This is a genomic window from Spongisporangium articulatum (assembly GCF_044465595.1).
Lineage (GTDB): Bacteria > Actinomycetota > Actinomycetes > Actinomycetales > Kineosporiaceae > Spongisporangium > Spongisporangium articulatum.
This window is the reverse complement of record NZ_JBITLV010000006.1, coordinates 236,795-263,693: the sequence shown is the minus strand read 5'-3', so window position 1 is coordinate 263,693 and position 26,899 is coordinate 236,795. Positions and strand designations below refer to the sequence as shown.

Here is a 26,899-nt window from a genome sequence, read left to right as displayed (position 1 = left end):
GCGTCCGCTCGGGTCGGGCCCTCACGCTGCGGGGCGACCCGCCCTCGTTCGGCCCAGCGCGGGGGCTGGGCCGAACGAGAACGGTGCCACCGCCGATTCGATCAGACCGTGCGGCCGACCGAGTAGTGCGACGTCCAGATCTTCGCCTTCGTCACGGTGCGCCCGGAACCCGGTGCGTGCCAGACCTTCCCATGCCCGGCGTAGATGCCGATGTGGTAGACGCCGCGACCCGATCCGAACAGGATCACGTCGCCGACCTCGCGGTGCTTCTTGGACACGTGCTTCACCTTGTGCCCGATGCCGGCCGCCGTGCGCGGCAGGTTGTTCACCCCGGCCTTCTTCATCACGTACCGGACGTACCCGGAGCAGTCGAACGAGCTCGGGCCGTTGCCGCCCCAGCGGTAGGGGCGGCCCTTCAGGGCACGGGCCCGCTTGAGCACGAGGTTGTCGAACTCCTTGTGCGCCTTGTGGTTCGCCTTCGTGCGGGCCTTCTTCCGGGCGGCCGAGTGGGCGGCCTTCCCAGCGGACTTGCCCGCCGCCTTCGTGGCCCGGTCCTGCGCTCTCTGGTGCGCCGCGTCGTGCGCGACCTGCTCGGCCTCGGCTTCGGCCTCGGCCTGGGTGGGGGCGTAGCGGGTCACCGTGACGGTGACCGACCGCTTCGCCTTCTTCGTGGCCCGGGCCTCGGCGGTCGCCTTGGCCGAGACCTTCTTGGTGAGCTTGCGTTTCACCGTGACGCGGTCCGTGCGGGTGGCCGAGGCCGTGACGGTCTCGGTGTCCGACTCGGTGGCCGCAACCTGCCCGTCGACCGGCTGTTCGTCGAGCGAGCCGCTGGCGTTCGGGGTGGTCTGCGCCGACTCAGGTGCGGATTCCTGCGCGGAGGCCGGCGAGGCGCCCGTGAGCACGAGGGCCGCGGCGGTCATCAGCCCCACGGGCATGGCAGACCTACTGAGGGAGTTCTCCTTCAAGGGGTTTTCCTTCCCACGCCTACCAGGTGAGCTGACGGGCTCGGGCTGGAAGATGCCCGGCCGGCCCAGAGGGCTTCTCTGGGGAGCGGCTTCGCCCCGCGGCGGGTGCCCGACGTGTGTCTGTCCGCTCTGCTCGCGGTACGTCGGACGGCGACGCGCCATCCTCGGCGTCGCCCCCACCAGGTGGTTCCCCGGCGTCCATCTCGTGTCTCGGAGCGGGCGCTGATGGACCTCGGCGCGCGACCGCCCGACGCCCACGGTGGGGGCGCCTGGACCAGACGCTAAGTGATCCACTGATAGTTATCAAACCGGTACGCATCGCAGTGATCTACGCCATACGGGTGTCCCGTGCGTATCCCCGCGCGTCCCGGAGGCCCCGCCGGGGGCGCGGTAGGTTCCCGACCATGGACCTCGTCGCGATCGTTCTGACCCTGCTGGTGGCGGCCATCCACGTCTACATCGTGTTCCTGGAGATGGTCCTGTGGACGCGCCCGCGCGGGCGCGCGGTGTTCGGTCTGACGCCCGAGTTCGCCGAGGCGTCGAAGGCGTTGGCCGCGAATCAGGGCCTGTACAACGGGTTCCTGGCCGCCGGGCTGTTCGTGGGATGCCTGTTGAGCGATCCGTCGGGGTTCGCGTTCCGGGTCTTCTTCCTGAGCTGCGTCGCGGTGGCGGGCCTGTACGGCGCGGCGACCGTGAGCCCGCGGATCCTGGCCGCGCAGACCGTGCCCGCCGTCGTGGCGCTGGCGTTCGTCGTCCTGGCTCACTGAGCTCACTGAGCTCACTGCGCCCGACTCACCCGTCGGGTCGGCCCGCCGCCCGGTCGGCGTGACCCAGCACGCGGTCGGGGACCAGCTCGTCGCGGACCCGGCGCTTCAGCTCGACGATGTCGGGGAACCCACCGTCCCGCTTCCGGTCCCACACGAGCGTCGGCCCGGCGTGCACGGTGAACACCCCGCCGGTCCCCGGCGCCAGGGTCACGCCCCCCAGCTCGACGCCGAAGGTCTGCAGCAGCTCCTGGGCCACCCACGCGGCCCGCAGCAGCCAGTTGCACTGCGTGCAATAGGTGACGGTGACCACACCGGTGTGTTCTGGGGCGCCCACCCGATCGCTCATCGGCACAACCTACGCCGCTAGCCTCGAGCCGTGAGCCAGCCCAACCAGCCCCACCAGCCGGACCCGAACGCCCGCACGCTCCTGTTCACCCTCACCGGCGCCGACCGCCCCGGGGTGACCACCACGATCTTCGAGGCCCTGAGCCTCCCCGGGGTCGAGGTGCTGGACGTCGAGCAGGTCGTCGTCAGAGGCCACCTGAGCCTCGCGGTGCTGGTCACGGTCGGCGGCCAGGAGCACAAGGCGGTGGGCCGCGCCCAGCGCGCGGCGACGTCCCTGAACCTCCAGCTGGACGTCGTCCCGGGCAAGGGCGACAACGCCCCCCGGCGGGACAACCGGCTGGTGGTGACCATCCTCGGCAACCCGGTGCTGCCCGAGGCGGTCGCCGCGATCACGGGCCGCCTGGCCAAGGACGGCGCGAACATCGACCGGGTCCGGCGCATCTCGCGCTACCCCGTCACCACGCTCGAGCTCGACGTGTCGGGCGGTGACCCCGAGACCCTGCGCCGCGAGCTGAGCCTGGAGGCGGCCGCGCACAGCGTGGACGTGGCGGTCTCCCCCGCCGGGCTGGCCCGCCGCGGCCGTCGCCTGGTGGTGATGGACGTCGACTCGACCCTGATCCGCGACGAGGTGATCGAGCTGCTGGCCGCCCACGCGGGCCGGGCGCAGGAGGTCGCGGCGATCACCGAGCGGGCCATGGCCGGCGAGATCGACTTCGCGGAGAGCCTGCACGAACGGGTCGCCTGCCTGAAGGGGCTGCCGGAGAGCGTGCTGGACGACGTCCGCGCGGCCGTGCGCCTGACCCCCGGGGCCCGGACGCTGTGCCGGACGCTGCTGCGGCTCGGGTTCACGCTCGGCGTGGTCTCGGGCGGGTTCGTCGAGGTGGTGGCCCCGCTGGCCGAGGAGCTGGGGATCGCCCACGTGGCGGGCAACCGGCTCGAGGTGCGGGACGGCGTCCTCACCGGGCGGGTACTGGGTCCGGTGGTCGACCGGGCCGGGAAGGCCGAGGCGCTGCGCCGCTTCGCGGCGTCGGAGAGCCTCTCGCTGAGCCGTACCGTCGCCATCGGCGACGGCGCCAACGACCTCGACATGCTGGCCGCCGCCGGGCTGGGGATCGCGTTCAACGCGAAGCCGCTGGTCCGCGCGCAGGCCGACACCAGCGTCTCCGTGCCCTACCTGGACGCGGTGCTGTACCTGCTCGGCATCCCGCGCGCGGAGGTCGAGGAGGCCGACCTGGCCGACGCCGTCAGCTGAGCGCGTCGAGCAGGCCGGCCTCCGCCGGTTCGCCCGCGCCGTCGGGGGTCGGGAACGCCGCGACGTGCACGGCACGGACGGTCGCGACGTCGCCGGGGCGTTCGCGCCGGATCACGTGGCTGGGCACGCACCCCATCCTGGCGGGTGACCCACCGCCCCGGTCAACCGTTTTCGGATGTCGTAGGGCAGGATGGGGCGGTGGCGAAGCGAACCCTGATCCTGTTGCGCCACGCCAAGTCGGACTGGCCCTACGGCGTGGACGACGAGCAACGCCCGCTCGCCGGGCGCGGCCGCCGAGACGCCAAGGCGGCGGCCGGCTTCCTCGCGAAACTGCCTGCGCCGCAACTGGTCTTCTGCTCCCCCGCGCTGCGCACCCGGCAGACCTGGCAGCTCGCCGGGCAGGGTGTGGCCAAGGAGCCCCCGGTCCGCTACGAGGACGACCTGTACGGCGCGACCTGGAAGGACCTGCTGAACGTCGTCCGCGTGACCCCCGCGTGGGTGGAGGTCGTGCTCGTGGTCGGGCACGAGCCGACGATGTCGACGACCGTCGAGAAGCTGGCCGGGCCGGGCAGCAGCAAGCCCGCGTTGCGGCACGTGGCGACCAAGTACCCGACCTCGGGCATCGCCGTCCTCGCGGTGCCCGGGCGGTGGGCCGACCTGCGCGCCGGCGGGGCGGCGCTCAGGTCGTTCGACGTGCCGCGGGGCTGAATCCGGGGCTGACCCCGACGGCTCAGTTGCCCATCGCGTGGAACCCGCCGTCCACGTGGATGATCGACGCGGTGGTGGCGGGGAACCAGTCGGACAGCAGCATGGTGCAGGCCTTGGCCGTGGGGCCCGGGTCGCGCACGTCCCAGCCCAGCGGGGCCCGCTCGGTCCAGATCTTCTCGAACTCCTCGAACCCCGGGATCGACTTCGCGGCGGTGGTCCGGATCGGGCCGGCGGCGACCAGGTTGGCCCGGATGCCCTCCGGGCCGAGGTGCTTGCCCAGGTAGCGGTTCGTCGACTCCAGGGCGGCCTTGGCCACGCCCATCCAGTCGTAGATCGGCCAGGCGACGGTGGCGTCGAACGTCAGGCCCACGATCGAGCCGCCCGACTGCATCAGCGGGTTCACGGCCATGGCCAGGGACTTCAGCGAGAACGCCGAGATCTGCACGGCCGTGGCGACGTCCTCCCACTTGCCCTTCAGGAAGCGGCCGCCGAGGACGGACTGCGGGGCGAAGCCGATGGAGTGCAGCACCCCGTCGATGCGGTCGGTGTGCTCGCGCAGCCGGCCCTCGAGCGCGGCCAGGTCCTCGTCGTTGGCCACGTCCAGCTCGACGATCGGCGCGGGCGCCGGCAGCTTCTTGGCCACCGCCTGGGTGATCCGCATCTGGCGGCCGAAGGAGCTGAGGATGACCTCGGCGCCCTCCTCCTGGGCCAGCTTGGCCACGTGCCAGGCGATCGAGGAGTCCATCAGCACCCCGGTGATCAGCAGCGTCTTGCCCTCGAGCAGTCCCATCGCAGCGACTCTCCTTCGTGGTCTCTTCCGTGAAACCTAGTGGGTTGTCAGGGTTCCCTTACGTCTCAGTGCCCCATGCCCAGGCCGCCGTCGACCGGCAGGACGGCCCCGGTGATGTACCCGGCCTGGTCGGAGGCCAGGAACGACACGGCCGCGGCCACCTCGGCCGGGTCGGCGAACCGGTGGGCGGGGATCGCGGCCAGGTACTGCTCGCGACGCTCGGGCGCCAGCGCGGCGGTCATGTCGGTCTCGACGAAACCGGGGGCCACCACGTTGACGGTGATGCCCCGGGCGCCGACCTCGCGGCTGACCGAGCGGGCCAGCCCGACGAGTGCGGCCTTGGTCGACGCGTAGTTCGCCTGCCCGGGGGCGCCGTACAGACCGACGACGCTGCCGACCAGCACGATGCGGCCGTAGCGCTTGCGGATCATGCTGGTGGCGGCCCGACGCACGCACCGGAAGACCCCGCCCAGGTTGGTGGCCACGACCGCCTCGTACTCGTCGTCGCTCATCCGCATCAGCAGCTGGTCACGGGTGATCCCCGCGTTGGCGACCAGCACCTCGACCGGACCCTGGCGTTCCTCGACGGCCCGGAAGGCGGCGTCCACGGAGTCGGTGTCGGTGACCTCGCAGTGCACCCCGGCCAGCCCCGCGGGTGGTTCGCCGCTGCGGTGGGTGACGGTGACGGCGTGCCCGGCGTCCGTGAGGGCGCGCGCGACCGCCAGGCCTATGCCCCGGTTGCCACCGGTGACCAGAACGCTACGACCCATGGGCACGCTCCCAGGAGATCCGGCTCGACCGCGGTCCGCGACGATGCGGCCGCCCGAATGTCCACGGCACGCTAGCCGACCGGGGTCGCGGGAACGCAAGCGGCCTCGGACAGGTGTACACCGACGTACCCGCGCAGGCACGCGCGGTGACCCTCGGAGGCGGTAGCGTCGGTGGGATGCGAGCCGTGCAGATCGTAGAGTTCGGCGGGCCCGAGGTCATGCGGGTCACGGACGTCGAGGACCCCGTGGCCCAGCCCGGGCAGCTGCTGATCGAGGTGTCCGCCGCCGGCATCAACTACGCCGACACCCACCAGACCGAGAACTCCTACCTGGCCGCGCAGAAGCTGCCGATGATCCCCGGCGCCGAGGCGGTCGGCCGGATCTCCGGTGGCGAGCGGGACGGCGAGCGCGTCGTCGCGCTGCTGGGCGCCGGCGGCGGGTACGCCGAGAAGGCCCTCACGGTGCCCCAGCTGGCGTTCCCCGTCCCCGACGAGGTGGACGACGCCAGCGCGCTGGCACTGATCGTGCAGGGGACGACGGCCTGGCACCTGCTGCGCACCTGCTCCCGGATGCAGGTCGGCGAGTCGGTCGTCGTGCACGCTGCGGCGGGCGGGGTGGGCACCCTCGCCGTCCAGCTGGCCAAGGCCTGGGGTGCGGGCCGGGTGATCGGGGTCGCCTCCGGCGAGGAGAAGGCCAAGCTGGCCACGGAGCTGGGCGCCGACGTCACCGTCGACCTCTCGGGGACGACGTCCGCGGCCGAGGTGAAGGCCTCGCTGCGCGAGGCCAACGGCGGGAAGCCGGTCGACATCGTCCTGGAGATGACCGGCGGCCACGTGTTCGACGGCTCGCTGGCCGCGCTCGGTGCCCTCGGGCGGCTGATCACGTTCGGGATGGCCTCACGGGTACCGCCGTCGCCGGTCGAGGTCGGCCGGCTGATGGCGCGCTCACAGACCGTGGCCGGGTTCTGGCTGATCCACGCGCTGACGCTGCCCGGCGGGCTGGCGCAGCCGATGGAGGAGCTGGCCTCGATGGTCCGGGCCGGGCGGCTGCGGGCGGTCACCGGTGGCACGTACTCACTGGACCAGGCCGCCGACGCGCACCGCGCGCTCCTGTCGCGGAGCACGGTCGGGAAGCTGATCCTCACCCCCTGACGCCGATGCTGTTCAGATGTACAGGCAACGGCGTCCTGGAGGCCTTGAGAACGTGCATTCCGACAGCATGAGCATCGACGGGGAGTTCGCTTCGCTCCCCCTCGACGAGTTGGCCGCCGCGGCTCTCGAGGTTGCCGGGGCGGCGGGGGCGGCGCACGCGGACCTGAGGGTGCAGCGGGCGCGGACCGGGCATCTGGCGCTGCGCGACGGACGCCTGGCGTCGAGCGCGGACGGCGAGCGGCTGGGTCTCGCCGTGCGGGTGCTGCTCGACGGGGTGTGGGGATTCGCCGCCACCGACGAGCTGACCACCGACGCCGCGGCCCGCACCGCCCGGCACGCCCTCGACGTGGCGCGCACCTGCGCGCCGCTGGCCGCCGAACGCACCGAGCTCGCCCCCGAGCCCGTGCACCGAGCCACCTGGGTCGGGCCCGGCGAGGTCGACCCCTTCGCCGTACCGGCGGCCGACCGGGTGCGACTGCTGTCCGACCGGTCGGCCGCACTGCTGGCGACGTCGTCGGTGGAGCACGTCGACGCCGACGTGCAGCAGGTGAAGGAGCAGAAGTTCTACGCCGACCTGTCCGGCAGCCGGATCGTCCAGCAGCGACTGCTGATCCACCCGGAGTTCACCGTCGTCGGCCTCGGTACGGACGGACCGGAGAGCCTGCGGACCCTGGCCGGTCCGTCGGCGCGGGGCTGGGAGTACCTCACCGGCTCGGGAGAGTCGGCGGCCTGGGACTGGGACGCCGAGCTGGCCGAACTGCCCGAACTGCTGGCCGAGCGCCTCGTCGCTCCCGGGGTGGAGGCGGGCCGGTACGACCTGGTGATCGACCCGACCAACCTGTGGCTGACCATCCACGAATCCGTCGGGCACGCCACCGAACTCGACCGGTCGCTCGGGTACGAGGCCGCCTACGCGGGCACGTCGTTCGCCACGCTCGCCGGGCTCGGCACGCTGCGCTACGGCAGCGAGCTGATGACCGTGACCGGCGACCGCACCGCCGAATTCGCCTGCGCCACGGTAGGTTTCGACGACGAAGGCGTCGCCACCACGCAGTGGGACCTGGTCCGGGACGGCGTCCTGAGCGGGTTCCAGCTCGACCGGGCGATGGCCGCGCGCACGGGGCTCGGCCGCAGCAACGGCTGCGCCTACGCCGACTCAGCGCTGAGCGTCCCCGTCCAACGGATGGCCAACGTCAGCCTGCAGCCTCGGGGCGACTCGAGCACGGCCGACCTGATCGGCGGCGTCGAGGACGGGCTGTACGTCGTCGGCGACCGGTCCTGGTCGATCGACATGCAGCGGTACAACTTCCAGTTCACCGGGCAGCGCTTCTACCGGATCCGCGGCGGCCGGCTCGCCGGCCAGGTCAAGGACGCCGCCTACCAGGGCTCCACGCCCTCGTTCTGGGGTTCGTTGCGCGCGCTCGGCGGGCCGCAGACCTACGTGCTGGGCGGCGCACCCAACTGCGGCAAGGCGCAGCCCGGTCAGACCGCCTGGGTCAGCCACGGCTGCCCGAGCGCCCTGTTCAGCCAGGTCAGCATTCTCAACACGCTCGAGGAGGCGGGCCGGTGAGCGACGATCCGCAGGTCCTCGTCGAGGCGGGCCTGGAGGCCGCGCGGTCCCTGGCCGGCGGACCCTTCGGGGCGGTCGTCATCGTCGAGGAGTCGTGGCAGGTCAACCTGCGCTGGGCGCTGTCCGGCCTGACCACGAACGGGTTCACCCGGTCCCGAACCGTCACCGCGGTCGTCACCACCCCCGTCGAGGGCGGTACGGCGGCCGGTGTCCTGACCCGCCCGGCCACGGACGTCACCGCCGTGCGGGCCCTGGTCGCCGACGCCGCCGGGGTGGCCCGCACGGGGGCGCCCGCGGAGGACGCGGCGGAGCTGGTCTCCGGTGACGTGCTGCCCGGCTGGGACGATCCGGCCGAGGAGACCGGGCCGGCGACGCTGGCCGACGTGGCCGGGGCGCTGGGTGAGCTGTTCGCCCGGGACCGGGCCACCCCGGGGCGGGAGAGCTTCGGGTTCGCCCGGCACGAGCTGAGCACCAGCTGGCTCGGCACGAGCGGCGGGCTGCGCTACCGGGTGGTCGAACCGGTCGGCATGATCGAGCTGAACGGCAAGTCCGAGAACCGGTCCCGGTCGGCCTGGGCCGGGCGCGGCACCCGCGACTTCACCGACGTCGACGTGCCCGCGCTCGACGCCGAGATCAGCCAGGGGTTGGCCTGGCAGGCGAACCGGATCGCGTTGCCCCCCGGCCGATACGACACCGTGCTGCCGCCTTCGGCGGTCGCCGACCTGATGGTCTACGCCTACTGGTCCGCCGACGCGCGCTCGGCGGCGGAGGGCCGCAGCGTGTACTCCGCCCCCGGCGGCCCGCCCGGCCGCACCCGGCTCGGCGAGCCGCTGACCGACGTCCCCCTGAGCCTGCGCAGCGACCCGGCCGACCCCGCGCTCGGGTGTGCGGACCGCGTGATCGCGCGGGCGTCGTCCCCGACCGCCTCGGTCTTCGACAACGGCCTGCCCACACCGGCCGTCCACTGGCTGGACGGCGGCCGTCTCACGGCGCTGGCCGGGACCCGGCACACGGAGGCACTGACCGGCGTCCCGCGCGCCGGGGCCGTCGGCAACCTCAGCCTGTCGGCCCCCGAGGGCACGGGGACGGCGGTCGACCTGGCCGCCGGGCTCGGGGACGGGTTGCTGCTGACCTGCCTCTGGTACATCCGAGAGGTCGACCCGCAGACGCTGCTGCTCACCGGGCTGACCCGAGACGGTGTGTACGTCGTGCGCGGCGGCGAGGTGGTCGGCGCGACGAGCAACTTCCGGTTCAACGAGAGTCCCGTCGACGCGCTGTCCCGGGTGGCGGCCGTGGGGGCGCCGGAGCTGTGCCTGCCGCGTGAGTGGTCGGACTGGTTCACGCGGGCGCGGATGCCGGCCCTGCTGGTGCGCGGGATGAACATGTCGAGCGTGTCCGAGGCGTCTTGAGCCGGCCCGCTCAGCGATCGGCGCGCACAGGCGTACCGTGAACCCGTGGATCCGCACTCCCGTCCCCAGCCGGTGCAGAGCATCACGACGGCCCGGCCCGCCCGGTCCGAGGACCAGGGCGCGCGGATCAAGCGGTACCTGATCGCGATGGCGATCCGGACCGTGTGCGTCGTCCTGGCCGTGGTCGTGCCGGGCCCGGCCCGCTGGGTGTTCGCCACCGGGGCCGTGTTCCTCCCCTACGTCGCCGTCGTGATGGCCAATGCGGTCGGCTCGGGGCGCCGCAACAACGTCCAGGTCACCGAGTCGCCGCTCATCGCCCTCCCCCGAGACGCCGAGTCCTCCGCGCCTGACCGGACCATCCGGCAATCGGCAGAATGGACGAGTAATGGCTCCCCCGAACGGACCGGTTAACTGAACAATCAATGTGACACAGGAGCGTGCAATACTGATTCGGCGCGCTCTGCATCCCCCGTCGGGGCGCGCCTCAGGACGCCGGGCGGCATCCCCCGTGGCCGCCCGGCGTCCGCCTTTTGCGACACTGCCGACATGCCTCCCGCCCCGCCGGACCCTCTCGATCAAGCGGTTGACGGCGCTCGGGATCAAGCGGTTGACGACAGCCCTGGTCAGGGCCCTCGAGAGGTGGTCTGCAGCGCCCGCGGCTGCCGGGCGCCGGCCCGCTGGGCGCTGCGCTGGAACAACCCGAAACTGCACCCGCCGGAGCGCCGGAAGGTCTGGACCGCCTGCGACGAGCACCGTGAATCGCTGGGTGCGTTCCTGAGCCTGCGCGGTTTCCTGAAGGATGTCGTCCCGGTGGAGGACGCATGAGTCAGCAGGTGCAGCGGCCGCAGGAGCGGTACGGCGCGCCGTCGCGCACGATGGCCGAACGGCTCGCCGCAGGGCGCGAGCGGTGGCCGACCCGGGCCGAGGTGCGCGGCGCCCTGGGTCTCCTGCGCGACCGGCGCTGGCTGCTGGCCCTGTTCGGCGTCGTCCTGCTGTCCGTCCTGTTCGTGTTCCTCGGCCGGTGGCAGTTCCACCGGCACGAGTTCCGGGAGGCCCGCAAGAACCTGGTGGCGCACAACTACGACGCCGCCCCCGTCGACCTGGCGGCTCTCGACGCCCAGGTCGACGGCCGGCTCACCACGAGCCTGCCCGCCCACCTGCAGTGGCGGCCGGTGCGCGTCACCGGCAGCTACGTCGCCGACGCCCAGGTGCTGGTCCGGAACAAGCCGCGCGACGGGCAGGCCGGTTTCGACGTGGTCGTGCCGATCCGTTCGGACGACGGGCTCGTGCTGCTGGTCGACCGCGGCTGGGTCCCGGCCGGTTCCGACGTGACCCGGCCGGCCGTCGTCCCCGCGGTCCCCGGTGGTCAGGTCACCGTGGTCGCGCGGTTGCGCCCGTCGGAGGTCGGCGCCGAGCGGGCTGCGAACGGCCAGGTGACCCGGATCGACGTGCGGGCGCTGACGGGCTCCGGGACGGCCGGCGGTCGGGTGGTGCAGGCCTACGGGCAGTTGGTCGCCGAGACGCCCGCGGCGCCCGACACGCCGGCGCCGGCCGACCCGCCCGACTTCGGGATCGGCATCAACCTCGCCTACGCCTTCCAGTGGTGGGCGTTCGCAGCGGCCGCGTACGTGCTGTTCGGCGTGGCGATGGTGCGCGAAGTACGGCGGCTCGACCAATAGAGGGCGTTCCTCGCGCGTTCTTCACAGCCAACGTCGTAGAGTGATGGCTCAATGACGGTACGTATGTGCCGTCGATGGCGATTCATTCGACGTTGTCTGACGGGATGGGGTGTATGGACCTCGGGCTCAGCGACCGCGTGTACATCGTGACGGGGGCTTCGCGTGGCCTGGGCCGGGCGTGTGCGGAGGTCCTGGCCGACGAGGGCGCGCGACTCGTGCTGTGTGCGCGGGACGACGAACCGCTCGACGCGCTGGCCAAGCAGCTCGGCGGCCCCGACCGGGCGCTGGCCGTGTCGGGTGACCTGTCCGAGGCCGGGATCGAGACCTGCCTGGCCGCCGCCGCCATCGCGCGCTACGGCCGGCTCGACGGTGGCATCGTCAACGTGGGCGGCCCGCCGTCGGGTGAGCTGATGGACCTGGACGACGGCGCCTGGCGGGTGGCCTTCGAGACCACCTTCCTGGGTCCGTTGCGGATGGCGCGCACGATCGCGAAACTCTGCTCCCGCGAAGGGGGTTCGATCGTCCTGATGCTGTCCAGCTCGGTACGCGAACCGATCCCGGGGTTGGCCCTGTCCAACGGGCTGCGGCCCGGACTGGCGATGGCCGGCAAGACGATGGCCGCCGAGCTCGGCCCGCGCAACGTCCGGGTCAACGGCGTGCTGCCCGGCCGGATCGAGACCGAGCGGGTGCGCGAGCTCGACGCGGCGTCGGGCGATCCCGACGGGCGCCGCCGGGCGTACGAGAACCGCACTCCCCTGGGCCGTTACGGCGAACCGTACGAACTGGCCCGGCCCGCGGTGTTCCTGCTCTCGCCCGCCGCGTCCTACGTCAACGGCACCACGATCACCGTCGACGGCGGAGCTGCCTCGTCCCTCTAGTCCGTGATCATGGAAATTTCTACTGCCACCGATGCACGAAGCGTCGGAATCACGCCGAGCGGGCAGTAGAAGTTTCCTTGATCACCGACGAGTCCTGGTCGGCGAACTGGGTGTGGTAGAGGTCGGCGTAGAGGCCGCCGCGGGCCATCAGTTCGGCGTGCGTGCCGTGCTCGACGATCCGGCCGCCGTCCACGACCGCGATGGCGTCGGCGGCGCGCACGGTCGACAGCCGGTGGGCGATCACCAACGCCGTCCGGCCGGCCAGGGTGTGCTCCAGGGCGCGCTGGACGGCCGCCTCGGACTCGGAGTCGAGGTGCGCCGTGGCCTCGTCCAGGACGACGATCCGGGGCGCCTTCAGCAGCAGCCGGGCCAGGGCGATGCGCTGCTTCTCGCCGCCCGACAGCCGGTGCCCCCGGTCGCCGACGACGGTGTCCAGCCCCTCGGGCAGGGAGGCGATCAGGTCCCAGATCTGGGCCGAGCGCAGGGCCTCGCGCAGGTCGTCGTCGGTGGCCTCGGGTCGGGCGTAGAGCAGGTTGGCGCGCACGGTGTCGTGGAACAGGTGCGCCTCCTGGGTCACCACGCCGACCGTGTCGTGCAACGACTGCAGCTGCGCGTCGCGCAGGTCCAGGCCGCCGACCCGCACGGCCCCGGACGTCGGGTCGTACAACCGCGACACGAGCGCGGCGATCGTCGACTTGCCGGCCCCGCTGGGCCCGACGAGCGCGACCAGCTGGCCCGGTTCGACCCGCAACGAGACGCCGTGCAGCACCTCGCCACCGGCCCGCCGATCGGCCACCGCGACCGTCTCCAGCGACGCGAGCGACACCTCGTCCGCCGACGGATAACGGAACCGCACGTCGTCCAGCTCGACCGAGACCGCGCCCGCGGGAACGGGTTTCGCGTCCGGCTTCTCCTGGATCAGGGCCGGCAGGTCCAGCACCTCGAAGACCCGCTCGAAGCTGACCAGGGCGGTCATGATGTCGACCCGGACGTTCGACAGCCCGGTCAGCGGCCCGTACAGCCGGCCCAGCAGCGCGGCCAGGGCGAGCAGGGTGCCCACGGTCAGGGACTGATCGATGGCCAGGAGGCCGCCGACCCCGTACACCAGGGCCGTGGCCAGCGACGCGACCAGGGTGAGCCCGGAGAAGAAGAAGTAGTTGCTCATGGAGATCCGGACGCCGATGTCCCGGACCTGCCCGGCCCGCTCGCCGAACTCGGCGTCCTCCTGGGCCGGTCGCCCGAACAGCTTCACCAGCATGGCGCCCGCGACGTTGAACCGCTCGGTCATCCGCGAGCCCATGTCGGCCTGCACCTGCATCTGCTGCCGGGCCAGCCCCTGCAGGCGGCGTCCCATCCGGCGGGCGGGCAGCAGGAACAGCGGCAGCAGCAGGAGCGCCCCCAGAGTGATCGGCCAGGACAGGTAGAACATCGCCCCGGCCACCAGGATCAGCGAGACCACGTTCGAGACCACGCTCGACAGCGTCGAGGTGAAGGCCTGCTGGGCGCCGATCACGTCGTTGTTCAGCCGGGACACGAGCGCCCCCGTCTGGGTCCGGGTGAAGAAGGCGACCGGCTGGCGGAGCACGTGCCCGAACACCCGGGTGCGCAGGTCGTAGATCAGCCCCTCGCCGATCCGCGCCGACTGGTAGCGCTGCACGAGCCCGGCGGCCACGTCGACGACGGCCACGGCGGCCACGACCAGGGCCAGCCCCACGACCACGCCCCGGTCCTTCGGGATCACCCCGTCGTCGACGATGCGCTTGAGCAGCAGCGGCGAGGCGACGGTCAGGAAGGCGTCGAAGACGACGAGGGCGAGGAAGACCGCGATCCGGGTGCGGTAGGGGCGGGCGAAGCCCAGGATCCGCCGGCGGGTACCCGGGGCGAGCTTCTGGTCCTTCACGTCCTCGTCACGGCGGTAGGAGCGCATGATCTGCCACCCCGCCATGCCACCACCTGGCTGCATTCTGTCGAGCCCCTCCTGATCGGTCCCTCGAGGGACTCCAAACACGCGGACGCCGGCGAAGCTTCCCGACGTCCGTCCTACCAGGTGGTGCCGGTGGACGGGCGCCCGGAGTCTTCGCCGGCCTCTCGCGCCGGCTCCTGGGAGCCCTCAGGAGTGTTTCAGCGGCCCGCCTTCGCCTTGCCCCGGGTCGCACCGCCGCGCCCGCGCAGGGCCACGTCGTTCTCCGTCAGGATGCGGTGCACGAAGCCGTACGAGCGGCCGGTCTCCTCCGCCAGCGCCCGGATGCTGGCCCCTTGGGTGTACTTCTTCTTGAGCTCTCCGGCGAGCTTCGAGCGGTCGGTGCCCGTGATCCTGACGCCTTTCTTGACGGTCTCGGCCACGAATCCTCCTCTTCCGAGAACGGCTAGATGACCTTCATGGTGGTCAACAGATCACGGGTCGGCATCTTGAAAAGCCCCGCGGGGGTCCGTGACGCCGGGTAGCGCCCGAATCTTTGCGCCGGAGCGGTTCTCAGGCGAGGGAGACCAGGTCCAGATAGTCCGAATTCCAGAGATCCTCGGCGCCGTCGGGCAACAGCACGACCCGCTCGGGGTTGAGGGCCTCGACCGCCCCCTCGTCGTGGGTGACGAGGACGACGGCCCCCTCGTAGCGGCGCAGGGCGTCGAGGACCTCGGCCCGGGAGGCGGGGTCGAGGTTGTTCGTCGGCTCGTCCAGGAGGAGCACGTTGGCTCCGGAGACGACCAGGGTGGCCAGCGCCAGCCGGGTCTTCTCCCCACCGGACAGCACACCGGCCGGCTTGTGCACGTCGTCCCCCTGGAACAGGAACGACCCCAGCACCGTGCGGACCTGCGCGTCCTGCAGGTCCGGGGCCGCCGAGCGCATGTTCTCCAGCACCGTGCGGTCGACCTCGAGCGTCTCGTGCTCCTGGGCGTAGTACCCGATCCGCAGGCCGTGCCCGGCCTCGATCTGACCGGTGTCGGGCTTCTCGACGCTGCCCAGGATGCGCAGCAGGGTCGTCTTGCCCGCGCCGTTGAGGCCCAGGACGACGACCCGTGAGCCCTTGTCGATGGCCAGGTCGACGTCGGTGAAGATCTCCAGGCTGCCGTACGACTTGCTCAGCCCCGAGGCCATCAGCGGGGTGCGCCCGCAGGGGGCCGGGGACGGGAACCGCAGCTTGGCCACCTTGTCGGCCTGCCGGGTCTCCTCGAGGCCGCCGAGCATCTTCTCGGCCCGTTTGATCATGTTCTGGGCGGCGACCGCCTTGGTGGCCTTGGCCCGCATCTTGTCCGCCTGCTGCAGCAGCACGGCGGCCTTCTTCTCCGTGTTGGCCCGCTCCCGGTGGCGGCGCTTCTCGTCGGTCTCGCGGGCCTGCAGGTACGCCTTCCAGCCCACGTTGTAGACGTCGATCACCGACCGGTTGGCGTCGAGGTGGAAGACCGCGTTGACGGTCGCCTCGAGGAGTTCGACGTCGTGGCTGATCACGATCAGCCCGCCCGACCACACCTTCAGGAAGTCCCGCAGCCAGACGATGGAGTCGGCGTCCAGGTGGTTGGTCGGCTCGTCGAGCAGCAGGGTCTCGGCGTCGGAGAAGAGGATCCGGGCCAGCTCCACCCGGCGACGCTGCCCGCCGGACAGCGTGCCGAGCGGCTGGTCCAGCACCCGTTCCGGCAGTGACAGGCTGGCGCAGATGGTGGCCGCCTCGCTCTCGGCCGCGTACCCGCCCCGGGTGACGAACTGGGACTCCAGCCGCGCGTAGCGGGCCATCGCCTTGTCCCGCGTCTCGTCGTCCGCGCTGGCCATCTGGCCCTCGGTCTCGCGCATCCGCGTGATGATCTCGTCGAGGCCGCGGGCGGACAGCACCCGGTCGCGGGCCAGTTCCTCCAGGTCCACGCCCCGCGGGTCCTGCGGCAGGTAGCCGATCTCGCCGCTGCGGGTCACGGTGCCCGCGGCGGGCTGGGCCTCGCCGGCCAGCACCTTGGTCAGGGTGGTCTTGCCGGCGCCGTTGCGACCGACCAGCCCGACGCGCTGCCCCGGGCCGACCCGGAAGGTGGCGTTCTCCACCAGCAGGCGCGCGCCCGCGCGCAGCTCCACACCCTGGGCGACGATCATGGGTGCGGTTCTCCTGCAGGTGGTGGGGGCCGGCACGGGCGTCGGACGACGTCCGTGCCGGCCCATTCTACGGTGCCCGGGCCGGGGGTCCGGTTACGCTCCGAGCCATGAGGCGATCTTGGGCTTTCCTGGCCGTTGCGGCCCTCCCCGTAGGGCTGCTGGGCGCGGCCGCCCCCGCGGGTGCCGCGACGACCCCGGCCGGGTGCGCAGGCTGGACGGTCACGACCGTCGCCTCCGGGCTCGGCACGCTCGAGAACATCGCCCCGGACGGCGCGGGCGGGCTCTACGTCTCCGCGGTCGACCGCTCCGCGGTCGAGCGGGTCACCGCCACGGGCCGGACGACGGTCGCCACCGGGCTCGACGCCCCCGGCGGTCTCGTGCGGGCGGGCGGCACGCTCTACGTGAACACCGGCGACTCGGCACTGAACATCGCGCTGGCCCTGCCGGGCACCGTCACCGCGATCGACCTGGCCACGGGCGCCACCCGCAAGGTCGCCTCGGTGACCGCGCCGAACGGGCTGGCCGGCCTGCCGGACGGCAGCCTGGCCGCGGCGAGCAGCGCGGTGTTCGGGCTCTCCGGCATCACCCGCGTCGTACCGTCCACAGGCGTGAAGACGGCCCGCTGGTCGTCCTACGGGCACTCGAACGGCCTCGCGGTCTCACCGGACGGGACGACGCTCTACAGCGACGACACCTACACGGGCGAGATCGTCGCGATCCCGCTGCTGTCGGGCGGCGCGCGGGCCGGGGCCGCGCGGACCGTGGCCCGGATCGGCACCGTCCTCGACGCGGTCGACGACCTGACCGCCACGCCCGACGGAAGTCTTTACGTGGCGGCCAATCTCGGCAACCGGGTGGAGAAGGTCGACCCGGCCACGGGCGCGCACTGCGCCATCGCGACCGTCCCCGGAGCCAGCTCGGTGCGGGTCGGTCCGGGGGTGGTCGGGCCCGGCGGCCCCGCGCCCGCGCTGTTCACCAGCGGCTGGGACGGCACCGTGCGTGAGCTGGACCCGCCCGCAGGCGTTACCGTCGGGTGATCAGTCCCGCTGACCGACCCAAGCGCTGGAGGGCCCGATGGGTATCGAGTTCGACAACGACCGGGTGGACGTCGGGGGTCTCGACGACCGCCGGGGCATGGGCGGTGGCGGCCTGGCCATCGGCGGTGGCGCGGGCGTCGTCGGCCTGATCGTCTACGTGCTGGTCCAGCTGCTCGGCGGCGGCAACGTCGACCTCAGCCAGATCACCCCGGCGCAGACCGGCAGCAGCAGCCGGCAGGAGTCCACGGCCGAGCTGGAGAAGCGGTGCAACTCCGACGGCGCCCTCGACAAGTACGTCGACTGCCGCATGATCAAGGTCTACAACGTCGCCGACGACGTCTGGTCGGAGGAGTTCTCCCGGCGCGGGCTGTCGTACGAGCCGCCGCGCCTGGTCTTCTTCGAGAACGGCGTGAACACCGGCTGCGGCCAGGCCAGCTCGCAGGTCGGCCCGTTCTACTGCCCGCCGGACGAGAAGATCTACCTCGACCTGGGCTTCCTGGAGCAGTTGCAGCAGCAGTTCGGCGCCGAGGGTACGTTCGCGCAGGCCTACATCGAGGCGCACGAGTACGGCCATCACCTGCAGACCCTGCTCGGCACCGAACGCAAGGTCCGCTCCGCGCAGCAGAGCGACCCGGACAACGCGAACCGCTACTCGGTCGCGATGGAGCTGCAGGCCGACTGCTATGCGGGCGCCTGGGCGACCCTGGCCGACAAGGACTCCGACAACGGCATCGCGTTGACCAAGGACAACATCGCAGAGGCGGTGAACGCGGCCGAGGCGGTCGGTGACGACCGGATCCAGAAGAAGGCGCAGGGCCGCGTCGACCCGGAGTCGTGGACCCACGGCTCGGCCGCGCAACGGGCCCAGTGGTTCACCACCGGCTACACCAGCGGGGACATCGACTCCTGCAACACCTTCGCCTCGGTCTGAGCCGGAGTGCTCCCCCGGGGTCTGCGGATGACCTCAGGACGGTACGGCCGCGGGCCCGGAGGTTCGGCTACGGCTCGGTCAGCGTGATCCGCACGGCGCGCAGCCGGTCCGGCAGGGCCTTCACCACGTCGGACTTCGGGTCGCCGACCTCCAGGTAGGGGCCCGCGTCGAGCGACCTGAGGCTCGCGAGCCGGGTGTCGTTCAGGACGTCGGTCACGAGCGCCCGGTCACCGCCGGTGGCCAGTACGTCGGCCCCGGCCGGCAGCAGCACCCGCTGGGCGACCTCGACGACGTCCCCGAGCAGTTGCTTGGCCTGACCTTCGCGGCGGCGGGCGAACCGCTGCTGCGACCAGCCCCCGGCCGCCGTGCGGCCCTGCACGTAGCGGGACCCGACCTTGGAGGCGGTGACCCGGTCGCCGTGCACGACCGCGCAGGCGTACCCGCCGCGGCGGACCAGGAGGACCGCGACGACCCGGTCGGCGCCCGCGTTGGCGGCCAGGGCCGCCGGAGTCGGCGCACCGGACAGGGGCGGGTAGGTCGCGTGCAGGACGGCGGTCGCGCCGTCGGGAGCGCGCAGGGTCAGGACGTCGGACTCCAGCAGTTCGGTGGGCGGCCCGTGCCGCTCGCGGAAACCGGCCACCCACCGCTCGAGCCGGTCGGCACCGACCCGGATCTCGCGGCTACCCACGGGGGACAGCCTGCCACCGCCCGGTCCTCGGGTGCGCAGATCAGATGTGGAGAGCCGCCTCGGACTGCATGGACTCCCAGTCCTGCACCCGGTCCCGGCCGAGGGCCTTGGCCCGGTAGAGCGCCGTGTCGGCGCGGGCCACCAGTTCGACGTGGGTGCAGGTCAGGTCGGCCACCGCGACGCCGACGCTGGCCGTGAACCGGCGGGTGACGTCGTCCAGGGAGAACGGCGCGGCGAAGGCGTCCATCACCCGGCCGGCCGCCTCCAGACCTCGCCCGTCGCGGCCGTCGTCGACGAGCAGGACGAACTCGTCGCCCCCGATCCGCGTGAGCAGTTCGCCGGGCCCGACCCGCTGCGCCAGGCGGTCGGTCACCTCCAGGAGCAAGCGGTCACCGACGGCGTGCCCGTAGGTGTCGTTGACGGTCTTGAAGTGGTCGATGTCGAAGTACACGACGGCGGGCAGCGGGCCGTCGGGGCGGCGGTCGGTCATGATGTCGCGGATCCGACCGCGGAAGACGTCGCGGTTGGCCAGGCCCGTCAGCGGGTCACGACTGGCCACCTCGGCGAGCCCGGCATTGGCCTCTGCGAGTTGCGCGGCCAGCAACTCGTTGCGCCGGGCCAACGTGACTGCACCGACGACCGTGCGGTGCAGCTCCCGGTTGAGGGCGGCACCCCCGACCGTGGTGAAGGCGAGGAGCAGGGCCAGCCGCCAGTTGCCGGCCACGAGCATCCCCGTCCCGGAGGTGGCGGCCAGGGTCAGGTGGAAGGCCAGGAACGGACCGGTCGAGCCGGACGTGAAGACCAGGTTGCCGACCATCAGCACCACGCTCATGCCGAAGACGGTGACCGCCGCCGCCGACCCGTCGGTGACGGGCGGCACCACGAACGCCAGGCTGCCCCAGAGCGTGCCGGTCGACGCCAGGCTGGTGGCGAGGAGGGCGTTCTCGCGTCGGGGTGGTGCCCCGGCGCGCAGGGCCCGCAGCATGCGGCGGAGATTCGCCCCGTAGACGAGGAAGTTCACCGCCACCGCGGTCGTCCAGACCACCAGCGGGGGGTCGACCTCACCGGAGCCGGCCAATACGACCCAGATCAGGGTGACCAGGGCGGGGGCGGACAGGTTGGCCACGGCCGAGGTCCGGGCGGCGTGCTCGAGCAGACGGCACCGGGTGGTGTCGTCGATCTCGGCGGGGCGCGCGCGAAGCCAGTCCACACCGGGAGATCGGCATCTTCCCGCGCGCGGTTGAGGTGCAGGCCGGGCGACTACCGCCCGGCACCACCCGGTGAAGCCGCCGCACGCCGAACCCCGTCCCAGACCGGGACGCCGTCCCGGCCGGCCTGCCGGGCGCGGTGCCGTTACAGGTTGAAGCCCAGGGCCCGAAGCTGGTCGCGCCCGTCGTCGGTGATCTTGTCCGGGCCCCACGGCGGCATCCAGACCCAGTTGATCGTGTGGCCGGTGACGATGCCGTCCAGGGCGGTGGCCGCCTGGTCCTCGATGACGTCGGTCAGCGGGCAGGCCGCGGAGGTCAGGGTCATGTCGATGGTCGCGTGGTTGGCCTGGTCGATGGTGACGCCGTAGATCAGGCCCAGGTCGACGACGTTGATGCCCAGCTCGGGGTCGACGACGTCACGCATCGCCTCCTCCACGTCCGCCGCGTCCGCGGGGATCACCGCTGCCTCACTCATCGCCTTCTCCTCCTGCTCCCTGCGTTCCCGACTGGAGCAACGCATCCTCCAGCGCGGTCCATCCCAACATCGCGCACTTGACCCGGTTGGCGTGCCGCCCCACCCCCGCGAAGGCCACCGCGTCGCCCAGCAGCTCCTCGTCCGGTTCGACCTGGCCGCGGGAGCGGACCAGGTCGCGGAACGTCGCCAGCACCTCGAGCGCCTCGCTCACCGGACGGCCCGTGACCAGGTCGTGCAGCACGGACGTCGACGCCTGGCTGATCGAGCAGCCGTCGCCGGTCCAGGCCACGTGGGCCACGGCGCCCTGGGCGACCTCGATCTTCAGGGTCACCTCGTCACCGCACAGCGGGTTGTACTGCCGGCTGGTGCCGGTCGGCGCCGCGAGGTCACCGAAACCGTGCTTCTCGCGGGCGTGGTCGAGGATCAGCTGCTGGTACAGCTGCTGCATCGCCGTGCTCGGGGTGCTCATCCGGTACTCCCTCAGCCGAGTCCGAAGAAGGGCCGGACGGTGCGCAGCGCGTCGACGAACGTCTCCACCTCGGCCTCGGTCGTGTACAGGTAGGCGCTGGCCCGGGTACTCGCCGTGACGCCGTAGCGCCGGTGCACGGGCTGCGCGCAGTGGTGCCCGACGCGGACGGCGACGCCGGCGTCGTCCAGCACCTGACCGACGTCGTGCGGGTGCACGCCGTCCACGCTGAAAGCGACCGTCCCAATGCGGCTTTCGGCATCCTCAGGGCCCAGTACGCGGACCCCGGGCACCGAGCGGACGCCGTCCAGGAGCAACCGGCCCAGGTGCAGCTCGTGCGCGTGCACGCGCTGCAGGCCGACCTTCTCCAGGTAGTCGACCGCGGCGGCCAGGGCGACCGCCTGGGCCACGGGCTGGGTGCCCGCCTCGAACCGCTGCGGCGGTTCCCGGTAGGTGGTGCCGTCGAGGGTGACGACCTCGACCATCGACCCGCCGGTCAGGACGGGCGGGAGCTCGCTGAGCAGCTCGGGCCGGGCGACGAGCGCGCCGATCCCGGTGGGGCCGAGCATCTTGTGCCCCGAGAAGGCGATCGCGTCCACGCCCAGCTCGGGGACGGAGACCGGCAGGTGCGGCACGGACTGGCAGGCATCGAGCACGGTCAGGGCCCCCACGGCCCGGGCCGCGGCGACCAGCTGCGCGACCGGCGTCACCGTGGCCAGGACGTTCGAGACATGGCTGAAAGCCAGGACTTTCGTGCGCTCGGTGACGATCGAGCCGAGGTCGGACAGGTCGAGTCGGCCGTCGTCACCGAGCGGGACGTACCTCAACGTGGCCCCGGTCCGAGCGCAGGTCTCCTGCCACGGCACCAGGTTGGCGTGGTGCTCCTGCTCGGTGGTGACGATCTCGTCGCCCGGGCCCAGCTGCCGCGGCCCGGGGAAGCTGAGCGAGAGGGCCAGCAGGTTCAGCGCCTCGGTGGCGTTCTTGGTCCAGACCAGCGCCTCGGCGGGCATTCCGACGAACCCGGCCACCCGCTCGCGGGCCGACTCGAACGCATCGGTGGCCTCCCCGGCCAGGGTGTGCGCGCCGCGGTGCACCGCCGCGTAGTGCGCCTCCGCGAACGAGCGTTCGGCGTCGAGCACCTGGACCGGACGTTGCGACGTGGCCGCCGAGTCGAGATAGACCAGCGGCCGACCGTTGACGTGCCGGGACAGCACCGGGAAGTCGGCGCGGATCGCGCCCACTTCAGCACCGGTCAGTCGACCGTGCTGAAGTGCGTCGACCTCGGCGGTGCTGAACCCGGACATCGGAGACGTCAGGCCTTCGCGGGGGTGAACTTGTCGTAGCCCTCGGCCTCGAGGGTGTCGGCCAGCTCGGACCCGCCCTCGGCCACGATCCGGCCGTCGACGAAGACGTGCACGAAGTCGGGGCGGATGTAGCGCAGGATCCGGGTGTAGTGGGTGATCAGCAGGACGCCGACGTCGGTGCCGCTGCGGGCCCGGTTCACGCCCTCGGAGACGACCTTGAGCGCGTCCACGTCGAGACCCGAGTCGGTCTCGTCGAGGACGGCGATCTTCGGCTTGAGCAGCTCGAGCTGGAGGATCTCGTGGCGCTTCTTCTCGCCGCCGGAGAAGCCCTCGTTGACGTTGCGGTCGGCGAACGCGGTGTCCATCCGCAGCTGCTCCATGGCGCCGCGGACGTCCTTCACCCAGTGCCGCAGCGCCGGGGCCTCGCCGTCGATGGCGGTCTTGGCGGTGCGCAGGAAGTTCGACACCGTGACGCCGGGCACCTCGACGGGGTACTGCATGGCCAGGAACAGGCCGGCCCGGGCGCGCTCGTCGACGCTCATGGCCAGCAGGTCCTCACCGTCGAGGGTGACGGTGCCGCCGGTGATCGTGTACTTCGGGTGCCCGGCGATCGAGTAGGCCAGGGTCGACTTGCCCGACCCGTTCGGCCCCATGATCGCGTGCGTCTCACCGCTGCGGACGGTGAGGTCGACGCCGCGCAGGATCTGCTTGGCGCCCTGCTCCGTGTCGACCTGCACCTGCAGGTCGCGGATCTCCAACGTGGACAACGTATTACTCCTTAGCCGCGAGCTTCGCCGCGTTCTCTTCGCCGATGGTGCGCGACGTGTCGACGAGGACGTCGTCGCCCTCGATCTTCACCGGGTACACCTCGACGGGGGTGATGGCCGGCAGCCCCGTGGGCTCGCCGGTGCGCAGGTCGAAACGCGAGCCGTGCAGCCAGCACTCGATGGTGCAGCCGTCGACGTCGCCCTCCGACAGGGAGATCATCGCGTGGGTGCAGGTGTCCTCGATGGCGTGGATGGTGCCCTCGGAGTCCTTGACGATGGCCAGCATCTCGCCGCCCACGAACACCTGGTGAGCCGAACCGGGCTCGGGCACGTCGCCGACGCTGCAGGCGCGCTCGAAATCACTCACGACTCACTGACCTCCATGTCCAGTTCCTTCTCGATCTCGGCCATCAACCGGTCCTGAACGGCCGGGACGCCGATCTTCGCCACCAGGTCGGCGAAGAATCCTCTGACCACGAGCCGCCGCGCCTCGGCCTCGGGGATGCCCCGGGCCTGGAGGTAGAACAGCTGCTCGTCGTCGAACCGGCCCGTGGCGCTGGCGTGGCCCGCGCCGACGATCTCGCCGGTCTCGATCTCCAGGTTCGGCACCGAGTCGGCCCGGGCCCCGTCCGTCAGGATCAGGTTCCGGTTCAGCTCGTACGTGTCGGTGCCCTCGGCCGCCGCCCGGATCAGCACGTCACCGACCCACACGGTGTGCGCCCGGTCGCCCTGCAGGGCGCCCTTGTACGTCACGTTGCTCCGGCAGTTCGGCACGGCGTGGTCGACGAACAGCCGGTGCTCGATGTGCTGGCCGGCGTCGGCGATGTAGACGCCGTTCAGGTCGACGTTCCCGCCGGGGCCCGCGAACTCGGCCGTCTCGACCACACGCACGACGTCACCGCCGAGGCTGACCTGCGTCGAGTGCACGGTCGCGTCGCGCCCGACCCGGATCCCGACGTGGCCGAGGTGTACGGCGTCGTCCGCCCACAGCTGCAACGAGGCCAGCTGGACCCGTGCGCCGTCCCCGACCAGCACGGAGACCTCGGAGGCGTACCGGGCCGAGCCGTGGTGCTCCAGGACGATCGTGGCCTGAGCATGCGCCCCGACCTCGACGATCGTGTGCCCGTGCACGAGCTGCGGCAGCCCGTCGGGGCCCGGCTCGCCGTCCAGCCGGATGGTCACCGGCGCGTCGAGCTCGGCCTCGGCCGGGACCCGGACGACGACCGCACCGTCGCTGTGCGCGTAGGCCAGCGCGCCGACCCGGTCGACCGGCTTCGGCACCTGGCGGCGCAGCGGGTCGTCCGCCCCGACGGAGGTGAGCACGACCCCCTCCGGGAGGTCCGTCGTCCACTTGAGGTGGCCGCCGGACGTCGCCGGTGCCTCGAGCAGGCCGCGGAAGCGGTCGAGCGGCGTGAACCGCCAGTCCTCCTCGCGACCGTTCGGGGTCGGGAAGTCGGCCAGGTCGAAACTGGCGCGGTGGAGTTCGACGACGCCGGTCGTCTCGACCGCGCCGCTGACGGGGTTGCTCAACCCACCGCACCTTCCATCTGGAGCTCGATCAACCGGTTGAGCTCGAGGGCGTACTCCATCGGGAGCTCCCGGGCGATCGGCTCGATGAAGCCGCGCACGATCATCGCCATCGCCTCCTCCTCGGTCATCCCGCGGGACATCAGGTAGAAGAGCTGGTCCTCACTGACCTTGGAGACGGTCGCCTCGTGACCCATCGACACGTCGTCCTCGCGGACGTCGACGTACGGGTAAGTGTCGGAGCGGCTGATCGTGTCGACCAGCAACGCGTCGCAGCGCACCGTGCTCGCCGCGTGGTGACTGCCCTCCAGGACCTGGATCAGGCCCCGGTACGACGTCCGGCCGCCGCCGCGGGCGACGGACTTCGAGACGATCGAGGACGACGTGTGCGGGGCCGCGTGCACCATCTTGGCGCCCGCGTCCTGGTGCTGGCCCTCGCCGGCGAACGCGATCGACAGCGTCTCGCCCTTGGCGTGCTCGCCCAGCAGGTACACGGCCGGGTACTTCATGGTGACCTTCGAACCGATGTTGCCGTCGATCCACTCCATGGTGGCGCCCTCGGCGGCGGTGGCCCGCTTGGTGACCAGGTTGTACACGTTGTTCGACCAGTTCTGGATGGTCGTGTACCGGACCCGGGCGTCCTTCTTCACGACGATCTCGACGACCGCCGAGTGCAGCGAGTCGGACTTGTAGATCGGCGCGGTGCAGCCCTCGACGTAGTGCACGTACGAGCCCTCGTCGGCGATGATCAGCGTCCGCTCGAACTGGCCCATGTTCTCGGTGTTGATCCGGAAGTAGGCCTGCAGCGGGATCTCCACGTGCACGCCCTTCGGCACGTAGATGAAGCTGCCACCCGACCACACCGCGGTGTTCAGGGACGCGAACTTGTTGTCCCCCACCGGGATCACGGAGCCGAAGTACTCCTGGAACAGCTCGGGGTACTCGCGCAGACCCGTGTCGGTGTCGACGAAGATGACGCCCTTGCTCTCGAGCTCCTCGTTGATCTGGTGGTAGACCACCTCGGACTCGTACTGCGCGGCGACCCCGGCGACCAGGCGCTGCTTCTCGGCCTCCGGGATGCCCAGCCGGTCGTAGGTGTTCTTGATGTCGTCGGGCAGCTCGTCCCAGCTGGCCGCCTGCTTCTCCGTGGAGCGCACGAAGTACTTGATGTTGTCGAAGTCGATCTCCGACAGGTCGGAGCCCCACGACGGCATCGGCTTGCGGCCGAACATCTTCAGGCCCTTGAGCCGGAGGTCGAGCATCCACTCCGGTTCGTTCTTCTTCGCCGAGATGTCGCGGACGACGGCTTCGGACAGCCCCCGCTGAGCGGAGGCGCCGGCGGCGTCCGAGTCGGCCCAGCCGTACTCGTACTTGCCGAGCCCCTCGAGCTCAGGATGCGACGCGGTGGTCATCGGCTCTCTTCTCCCTCGAAACGGGTGCTTCCAGTGGTGCGGGTACGTGGGTGGTGCAGACGTGCTCTCCGTGCGCCAGGGTGGCCAGGCGCTGGACGTGCACGCCCAGCAGGGTCGAGAACGCCTGTGTCTCGGCCTCGCACAGCTGGGGGAACCGGGCGGCCACGTGCTGGACCGGGCAGTGGCCCTGGCAGAGCTGCGTCGCACCCCGTGGGTTGGAACGCACCGCGGCCGCGTATCCATCCTCGCTCAGGACACCGGCCAGCGCCTGCGCCCGCGAGCCCGGTCCGGGGCCGGCGGCCTCGACCGCGGGACGGTACCGCGCCGCCAGGCGCTCGGCCCGCTCCCGGGCGAACCCCGCCACGGCCTCGGGACCGGCCGTGCGGGCCAGGTACTCCAGGACGTGTGCGGCGAGGTGGTCGTACTCGGCCGACATGGTCGCGTGACCGGAATCACTGAGCACGTACCGCCGCGCGGGACGGCCGCGACCGCGCGGGGAGCCGTCGGAGGCTGTCGACGACGAGTGGACCTCGACCAGGCCCTGCGCCTCCAGCCCGTCCAGATGCCTCCGGACGGCCGCCGGAGTCAGACCCAGCGTCTCCGCGAGGTCACGCGCGGTGACGGGCCCCTGCTGAAGGATCTCCCGGCTGACCCGGTCACGGGTCGGCTGGTCCACCTCCTGCATTTTCACCACATCAGTGTGTCGTTATTACCCGCCCGGCTCAAGT

Annotated in this window: 30 protein-coding genes; 12 read left to right on the top strand and 18 right to left on the bottom strand. The window is 71.9% G+C overall.

The annotated features are described in order from the left end of the window. Nucleotides 1-101 precede the first annotated feature (101 nt). Nucleotides 102-935, bottom strand: a complete 834-nt coding sequence (locus ACIB24_RS18380) for a C40 family peptidase (RefSeq protein ID WP_398283331.1) — start codon at nt 933-935, stop codon at nt 102-104. Nucleotides 936-1,369: 434 nt separating this feature from the next. On the opposite strand from ACIB24_RS18380, the gene ACIB24_RS18375 reads away from it, so the two are divergent. After that, entirely contained in the window at nt 1,370-1,732 is a 363-nt protein-coding gene (locus ACIB24_RS18375; RefSeq protein WP_398283329.1) for a DUF1304 domain-containing protein, read from the top strand. A gap of 25 nt (nt 1,733-1,757) precedes the next feature. On the opposite strand, the gene ACIB24_RS18370 is transcribed toward ACIB24_RS18375, so the two are convergent. Next, nucleotides 1,758-2,078 carry a SelT/SelW/SelH family protein gene (locus ACIB24_RS18370; RefSeq protein ID WP_398283327.1) on the bottom strand — a complete coding sequence of 107 codons (321 nt, stop codon included), beginning with the start codon at nt 2,076-2,078 and terminating at the stop codon, nt 1,758-1,760. 30 nt (nt 2,079-2,108) lie between these two features. Between ACIB24_RS18370 and serB the strand changes: the two genes are divergently transcribed. Further along, complete coding sequence (serB, locus tag ACIB24_RS18365) at nt 2,109-3,329, top strand: phosphoserine phosphatase SerB (protein ID WP_398283325.1); 1,221 nt, start codon at nt 2,109-2,111, stop codon at nt 3,327-3,329. Here serB and ACIB24_RS18360 read toward each other — a convergent pair. Then, on the bottom strand, nt 3,322-3,456 hold the full coding sequence (locus ACIB24_RS18360; protein WP_398283323.1) for a hypothetical protein: 135 nt from the start codon (nt 3,454-3,456) through the stop codon (nt 3,322-3,324). The two genes, serB and ACIB24_RS18360, sit on opposite strands and share 8 nt — an antisense overlap. 71 nt (nt 3,457-3,527) lie before the next feature. Between ACIB24_RS18360 and ACIB24_RS18355 the strand changes: the two genes are divergently transcribed. Beyond that, nucleotides 3,528-4,037: a SixA phosphatase family protein gene (locus ACIB24_RS18355; RefSeq protein ID WP_398283321.1), complete on the top strand. Its 510-nt coding sequence runs from the start codon at nt 3,528-3,530 to the stop codon at nt 4,035-4,037. 22 nt (nt 4,038-4,059) lie between these two features. Here ACIB24_RS18355 and fabI read toward each other — a convergent pair whose 3' ends face one another. Together fabI and fabG are read right to left on the bottom strand one after the other, a co-directional pair. Further along, nucleotides 4,060-4,827 carry an enoyl-ACP reductase FabI gene (fabI, locus tag ACIB24_RS18350; RefSeq protein WP_398283319.1) on the bottom strand — a complete coding sequence of 256 codons (768 nt, stop codon included), beginning with the start codon at nt 4,825-4,827 and terminating at the stop codon, nt 4,060-4,062. 65 nt (nt 4,828-4,892) lie between these two features. After that, nucleotides 4,893-5,597, bottom strand: a complete 705-nt coding sequence (gene fabG, locus ACIB24_RS18345; RefSeq protein ID WP_398283317.1) for a 3-oxoacyl-ACP reductase FabG — start codon at nt 5,595-5,597, stop codon at nt 4,893-4,895. A 176-nt stretch (nt 5,598-5,773) separates the two neighbouring features. Here fabG and ACIB24_RS18340 point away from each other — a divergent pair, with 176 nt between their 5' ends. From ACIB24_RS18340 to ACIB24_RS18310, 7 genes are all read left to right on the top strand, one after another. Beyond that, on the top strand, nt 5,774-6,748 hold the full coding sequence (locus ACIB24_RS18340; RefSeq protein WP_398283315.1) for a zinc-binding alcohol dehydrogenase family protein: 975 nt from the start codon (nt 5,774-5,776) through the stop codon (nt 6,746-6,748). A gap of 67 nt (nt 6,749-6,815) precedes the next feature. Further along, nucleotides 6,816-8,318, top strand: coding sequence for a TldD/PmbA family protein (locus ACIB24_RS18335; protein ID WP_398283313.1), 1,503 nt, complete (start codon nt 6,816-6,818; stop codon nt 8,316-8,318). Next, the gene (locus ACIB24_RS18330; RefSeq protein WP_398283311.1) at nt 8,315-9,727 is read left to right on the top strand and encodes a metallopeptidase TldD-related protein; all 1,413 of its coding nucleotides are present in this window, start codon (nt 8,315-8,317) and stop codon (nt 9,725-9,727) included. Before ACIB24_RS18335 ends, ACIB24_RS18330 begins: the two co-directional genes overlap by 4 nt. A 45-nt stretch (nt 9,728-9,772) precedes the next feature. Then, complete coding sequence (locus ACIB24_RS18325; RefSeq protein ID WP_398283309.1) at nt 9,773-10,138, top strand: DUF3099 domain-containing protein; 366 nt, start codon at nt 9,773-9,775, stop codon at nt 10,136-10,138. 135 nt (nt 10,139-10,273) lie between these two features. Beyond that, the gene (locus tag ACIB24_RS18320; protein ID WP_398283307.1) at nt 10,274-10,552 is read left to right on the top strand and encodes a hypothetical protein; all 279 of its coding nucleotides are present in this window, start codon (nt 10,274-10,276) and stop codon (nt 10,550-10,552) included. Next, nucleotides 10,549-11,406, top strand: a complete 858-nt coding sequence (locus ACIB24_RS18315; protein ID WP_398283305.1) for an SURF1 family cytochrome oxidase biogenesis protein — start codon at nt 10,549-10,551, stop codon at nt 11,404-11,406. The genes ACIB24_RS18320 and ACIB24_RS18315 overlap by 4 nt, the downstream gene beginning before the upstream one ends. 113 nt (nt 11,407-11,519) lie before the next feature. After that, nucleotides 11,520-12,284: an SDR family oxidoreductase gene (locus ACIB24_RS18310; protein WP_398283303.1), complete on the top strand. Its 765-nt coding sequence runs from the start codon at nt 11,520-11,522 to the stop codon at nt 12,282-12,284. A gap of 49 nt (nt 12,285-12,333) precedes the next feature. Here the strand turns inward: ACIB24_RS18310 and ACIB24_RS18305 are convergent, their stop codons facing one another. The 3 genes from ACIB24_RS18305 to ACIB24_RS18295 form a co-directional block, all read right to left on the bottom strand. Beyond that, on the bottom strand, nt 12,334-14,229 hold the full coding sequence (locus tag ACIB24_RS18305) for an ABC transporter ATP-binding protein (RefSeq protein WP_398283301.1): 1,896 nt from the start codon (nt 14,227-14,229) through the stop codon (nt 12,334-12,336). Nucleotides 14,230-14,405: 176 nt separating this feature from the next. After that, on the bottom strand, nt 14,406-14,627 hold the full coding sequence (locus ACIB24_RS18300) for a helix-turn-helix domain-containing protein (RefSeq protein WP_398283299.1): 222 nt from the start codon (nt 14,625-14,627) through the stop codon (nt 14,406-14,408). 130 nt (nt 14,628-14,757) lie between these two features. Further along, the gene (locus ACIB24_RS18295; protein WP_398283297.1) at nt 14,758-16,356 is read right to left on the bottom strand and encodes an ABC-F family ATP-binding cassette domain-containing protein; all 1,599 of its coding nucleotides are present in this window, start codon (nt 16,354-16,356) and stop codon (nt 14,758-14,760) included. Nucleotides 16,357-16,463: 107 nt separating this feature from the next. On the opposite strand from ACIB24_RS18295, the gene ACIB24_RS18290 reads away from it, so the two are divergent. Together ACIB24_RS18290 and ypfJ are read left to right on the top strand one after the other, a co-directional pair. Beyond that, nucleotides 16,464-17,393, top strand: coding sequence for an SMP-30/gluconolactonase/LRE family protein (locus tag ACIB24_RS18290; protein WP_398283295.1), 930 nt, complete (start codon nt 16,464-16,466; stop codon nt 17,391-17,393). A 43-nt stretch (nt 17,394-17,436) separates the two neighbouring features. Then, a complete protein-coding gene (ypfJ, locus tag ACIB24_RS18285) occupies nt 17,437-18,324 on the top strand; it encodes a KPN_02809 family neutral zinc metallopeptidase (protein ID WP_449619062.1) in 888 nt (295 codons plus the stop codon). A 67-nt stretch (nt 18,325-18,391) separates the two neighbouring features. On the opposite strand, the gene ACIB24_RS18280 is transcribed toward ypfJ, so the two are convergent. The 10 genes from ACIB24_RS18280 to ACIB24_RS18235 all read right to left on the bottom strand — a co-directional run bounded on the left by ACIB24_RS18280 (nt 18,392) and on the right by ACIB24_RS18235 (nt 26,847). Then, on the bottom strand, nt 18,392-19,012 hold the full coding sequence (locus tag ACIB24_RS18280) for an acVLRF1 family peptidyl-tRNA hydrolase (RefSeq protein WP_398283291.1): 621 nt from the start codon (nt 19,010-19,012) through the stop codon (nt 18,392-18,394). Nucleotides 19,013-19,052: 40 nt separating this feature from the next. Continuing rightward, on the bottom strand, nt 19,053-20,222 hold the full coding sequence (locus ACIB24_RS18275) for a diguanylate cyclase domain-containing protein (RefSeq protein ID WP_398283288.1): 1,170 nt from the start codon (nt 20,220-20,222) through the stop codon (nt 19,053-19,055). Nucleotides 20,223-20,365: 143 nt separating this feature from the next. Continuing rightward, entirely contained in the window at nt 20,366-20,695 is a 330-nt protein-coding gene (locus ACIB24_RS18270) for a metal-sulfur cluster assembly factor (protein WP_398283286.1), read from the bottom strand. Next, a complete protein-coding gene (sufU, locus tag ACIB24_RS18265; RefSeq protein WP_398283284.1) occupies nt 20,688-21,164 on the bottom strand; it encodes a Fe-S cluster assembly sulfur transfer protein SufU in 477 nt (158 codons plus the stop codon). The genes ACIB24_RS18270 and sufU overlap by 8 nt, the downstream gene beginning before the upstream one ends. Nucleotides 21,165-21,175: 11 nt before the next feature. Continuing rightward, nucleotides 21,176-22,465, bottom strand: a complete 1,290-nt coding sequence (locus ACIB24_RS18260; RefSeq protein WP_398283282.1) for a SufS family cysteine desulfurase — start codon at nt 22,463-22,465, stop codon at nt 21,176-21,178. A gap of 8 nt (nt 22,466-22,473) precedes the next feature. Beyond that, nucleotides 22,474-23,232 carry a Fe-S cluster assembly ATPase SufC gene (gene sufC / locus ACIB24_RS18255; RefSeq protein ID WP_398283280.1) on the bottom strand — a complete coding sequence of 253 codons (759 nt, stop codon included), beginning with the start codon at nt 23,230-23,232 and terminating at the stop codon, nt 22,474-22,476. Nucleotides 23,233-23,236: 4 nt separating this feature from the next. Beyond that, nucleotides 23,237-23,599, bottom strand: a complete 363-nt coding sequence (locus ACIB24_RS18250; protein ID WP_398283278.1) for a non-heme iron oxygenase ferredoxin subunit — start codon at nt 23,597-23,599, stop codon at nt 23,237-23,239. After that, nucleotides 23,596-24,762 carry a Fe-S cluster assembly protein SufD gene (gene sufD, locus ACIB24_RS18245; protein ID WP_398283276.1) on the bottom strand — a complete coding sequence of 389 codons (1,167 nt, stop codon included), beginning with the start codon at nt 24,760-24,762 and terminating at the stop codon, nt 23,596-23,598. The genes ACIB24_RS18250 and sufD overlap by 4 nt, the downstream gene beginning before the upstream one ends. Then, nucleotides 24,759-26,171 carry a Fe-S cluster assembly protein SufB gene (gene sufB / locus ACIB24_RS18240; RefSeq protein WP_398283274.1) on the bottom strand — a complete coding sequence of 471 codons (1,413 nt, stop codon included), beginning with the start codon at nt 26,169-26,171 and terminating at the stop codon, nt 24,759-24,761. Before sufB ends, sufD begins: the two co-directional genes overlap by 4 nt. Next, nucleotides 26,149-26,847, bottom strand: a complete 699-nt coding sequence (locus ACIB24_RS18235) for a helix-turn-helix transcriptional regulator (RefSeq protein ID WP_398283272.1) — start codon at nt 26,845-26,847, stop codon at nt 26,149-26,151. The genes sufB and ACIB24_RS18235 overlap by 23 nt, the downstream gene beginning before the upstream one ends. Nucleotides 26,848-26,899 lie beyond the last annotated feature (52 nt).

What these genes read in the sequence shown, in the direction of transcription:
- ACIB24_RS18380 (WP_398283331.1), bottom strand. Translation starts at nt 935, where the DNA reads ATGCCCGTGGGGCTGATGACCGCCGCGGCCCTCGTGCTCACGGGCGCC.
- ACIB24_RS18375 (WP_398283329.1), top strand. Translation starts at nt 1,370, where the DNA reads ATGGACCTCGTCGCGATCGTTCTGACCCTGCTGGTGGCGGCCATCCAC.
- ACIB24_RS18370 (WP_398283327.1), bottom strand. Translation starts at nt 2,078, where the DNA reads ATGAGCGATCGGGTGGGCGCCCCAGAACACACCGGTGTGGTCACCGTC.
- fabI (WP_398283319.1), bottom strand. Translation starts at nt 4,827, where the DNA reads ATGGGACTGCTCGAGGGCAAGACGCTGCTGATCACCGGGGTGCTGATG.
- fabG (WP_398283317.1), bottom strand. Translation starts at nt 5,597, where the DNA reads ATGGGTCGTAGCGTTCTGGTCACCGGTGGCAACCGGGGCATAGGCCTG.
- ACIB24_RS18340 (WP_398283315.1), top strand. Translation starts at nt 5,774, where the DNA reads ATGCGAGCCGTGCAGATCGTAGAGTTCGGCGGGCCCGAGGTCATGCGG.
- ACIB24_RS18335 (WP_398283313.1), top strand. Translation starts at nt 6,816, where the DNA reads ATGAGCATCGACGGGGAGTTCGCTTCGCTCCCCCTCGACGAGTTGGCC.
- ACIB24_RS18320 (WP_398283307.1), top strand. Translation starts at nt 10,274, where the DNA reads ATGCCTCCCGCCCCGCCGGACCCTCTCGATCAAGCGGTTGACGGCGCT.
- ACIB24_RS18315 (WP_398283305.1), top strand. Translation starts at nt 10,549, where the DNA reads ATGAGTCAGCAGGTGCAGCGGCCGCAGGAGCGGTACGGCGCGCCGTCG.
- ACIB24_RS18310 (WP_398283303.1), top strand. Translation starts at nt 11,520, where the DNA reads ATGGACCTCGGGCTCAGCGACCGCGTGTACATCGTGACGGGGGCTTCG.
- ACIB24_RS18305 (WP_398283301.1), bottom strand. Translation starts at nt 14,229, where the DNA reads ATGGCGGGGTGGCAGATCATGCGCTCCTACCGCCGTGACGAGGACGTG.
- ACIB24_RS18295 (WP_398283297.1), bottom strand. Translation starts at nt 16,356, where the DNA reads ATGATCGTCGCCCAGGGTGTGGAGCTGCGCGCGGGCGCGCGCCTGCTG.
- ACIB24_RS18290 (WP_398283295.1), top strand. Translation starts at nt 16,464, where the DNA reads ATGAGGCGATCTTGGGCTTTCCTGGCCGTTGCGGCCCTCCCCGTAGGG.
- ACIB24_RS18270 (WP_398283286.1), bottom strand. Translation starts at nt 20,695, where the DNA reads ATGAGTGAGGCAGCGGTGATCCCCGCGGACGCGGCGGACGTGGAGGAG.
- sufU (WP_398283284.1), bottom strand. Translation starts at nt 21,164, where the DNA reads ATGAGCACCCCGAGCACGGCGATGCAGCAGCTGTACCAGCAGCTGATC.
- ACIB24_RS18260 (WP_398283282.1), bottom strand. Translation starts at nt 22,465, where the DNA reads ATGTCCGGGTTCAGCACCGCCGAGGTCGACGCACTTCAGCACGGTCGA.
- sufB (WP_398283274.1), bottom strand. Translation starts at nt 26,171, where the DNA reads ATGACCACCGCGTCGCATCCTGAGCTCGAGGGGCTCGGCAAGTACGAG.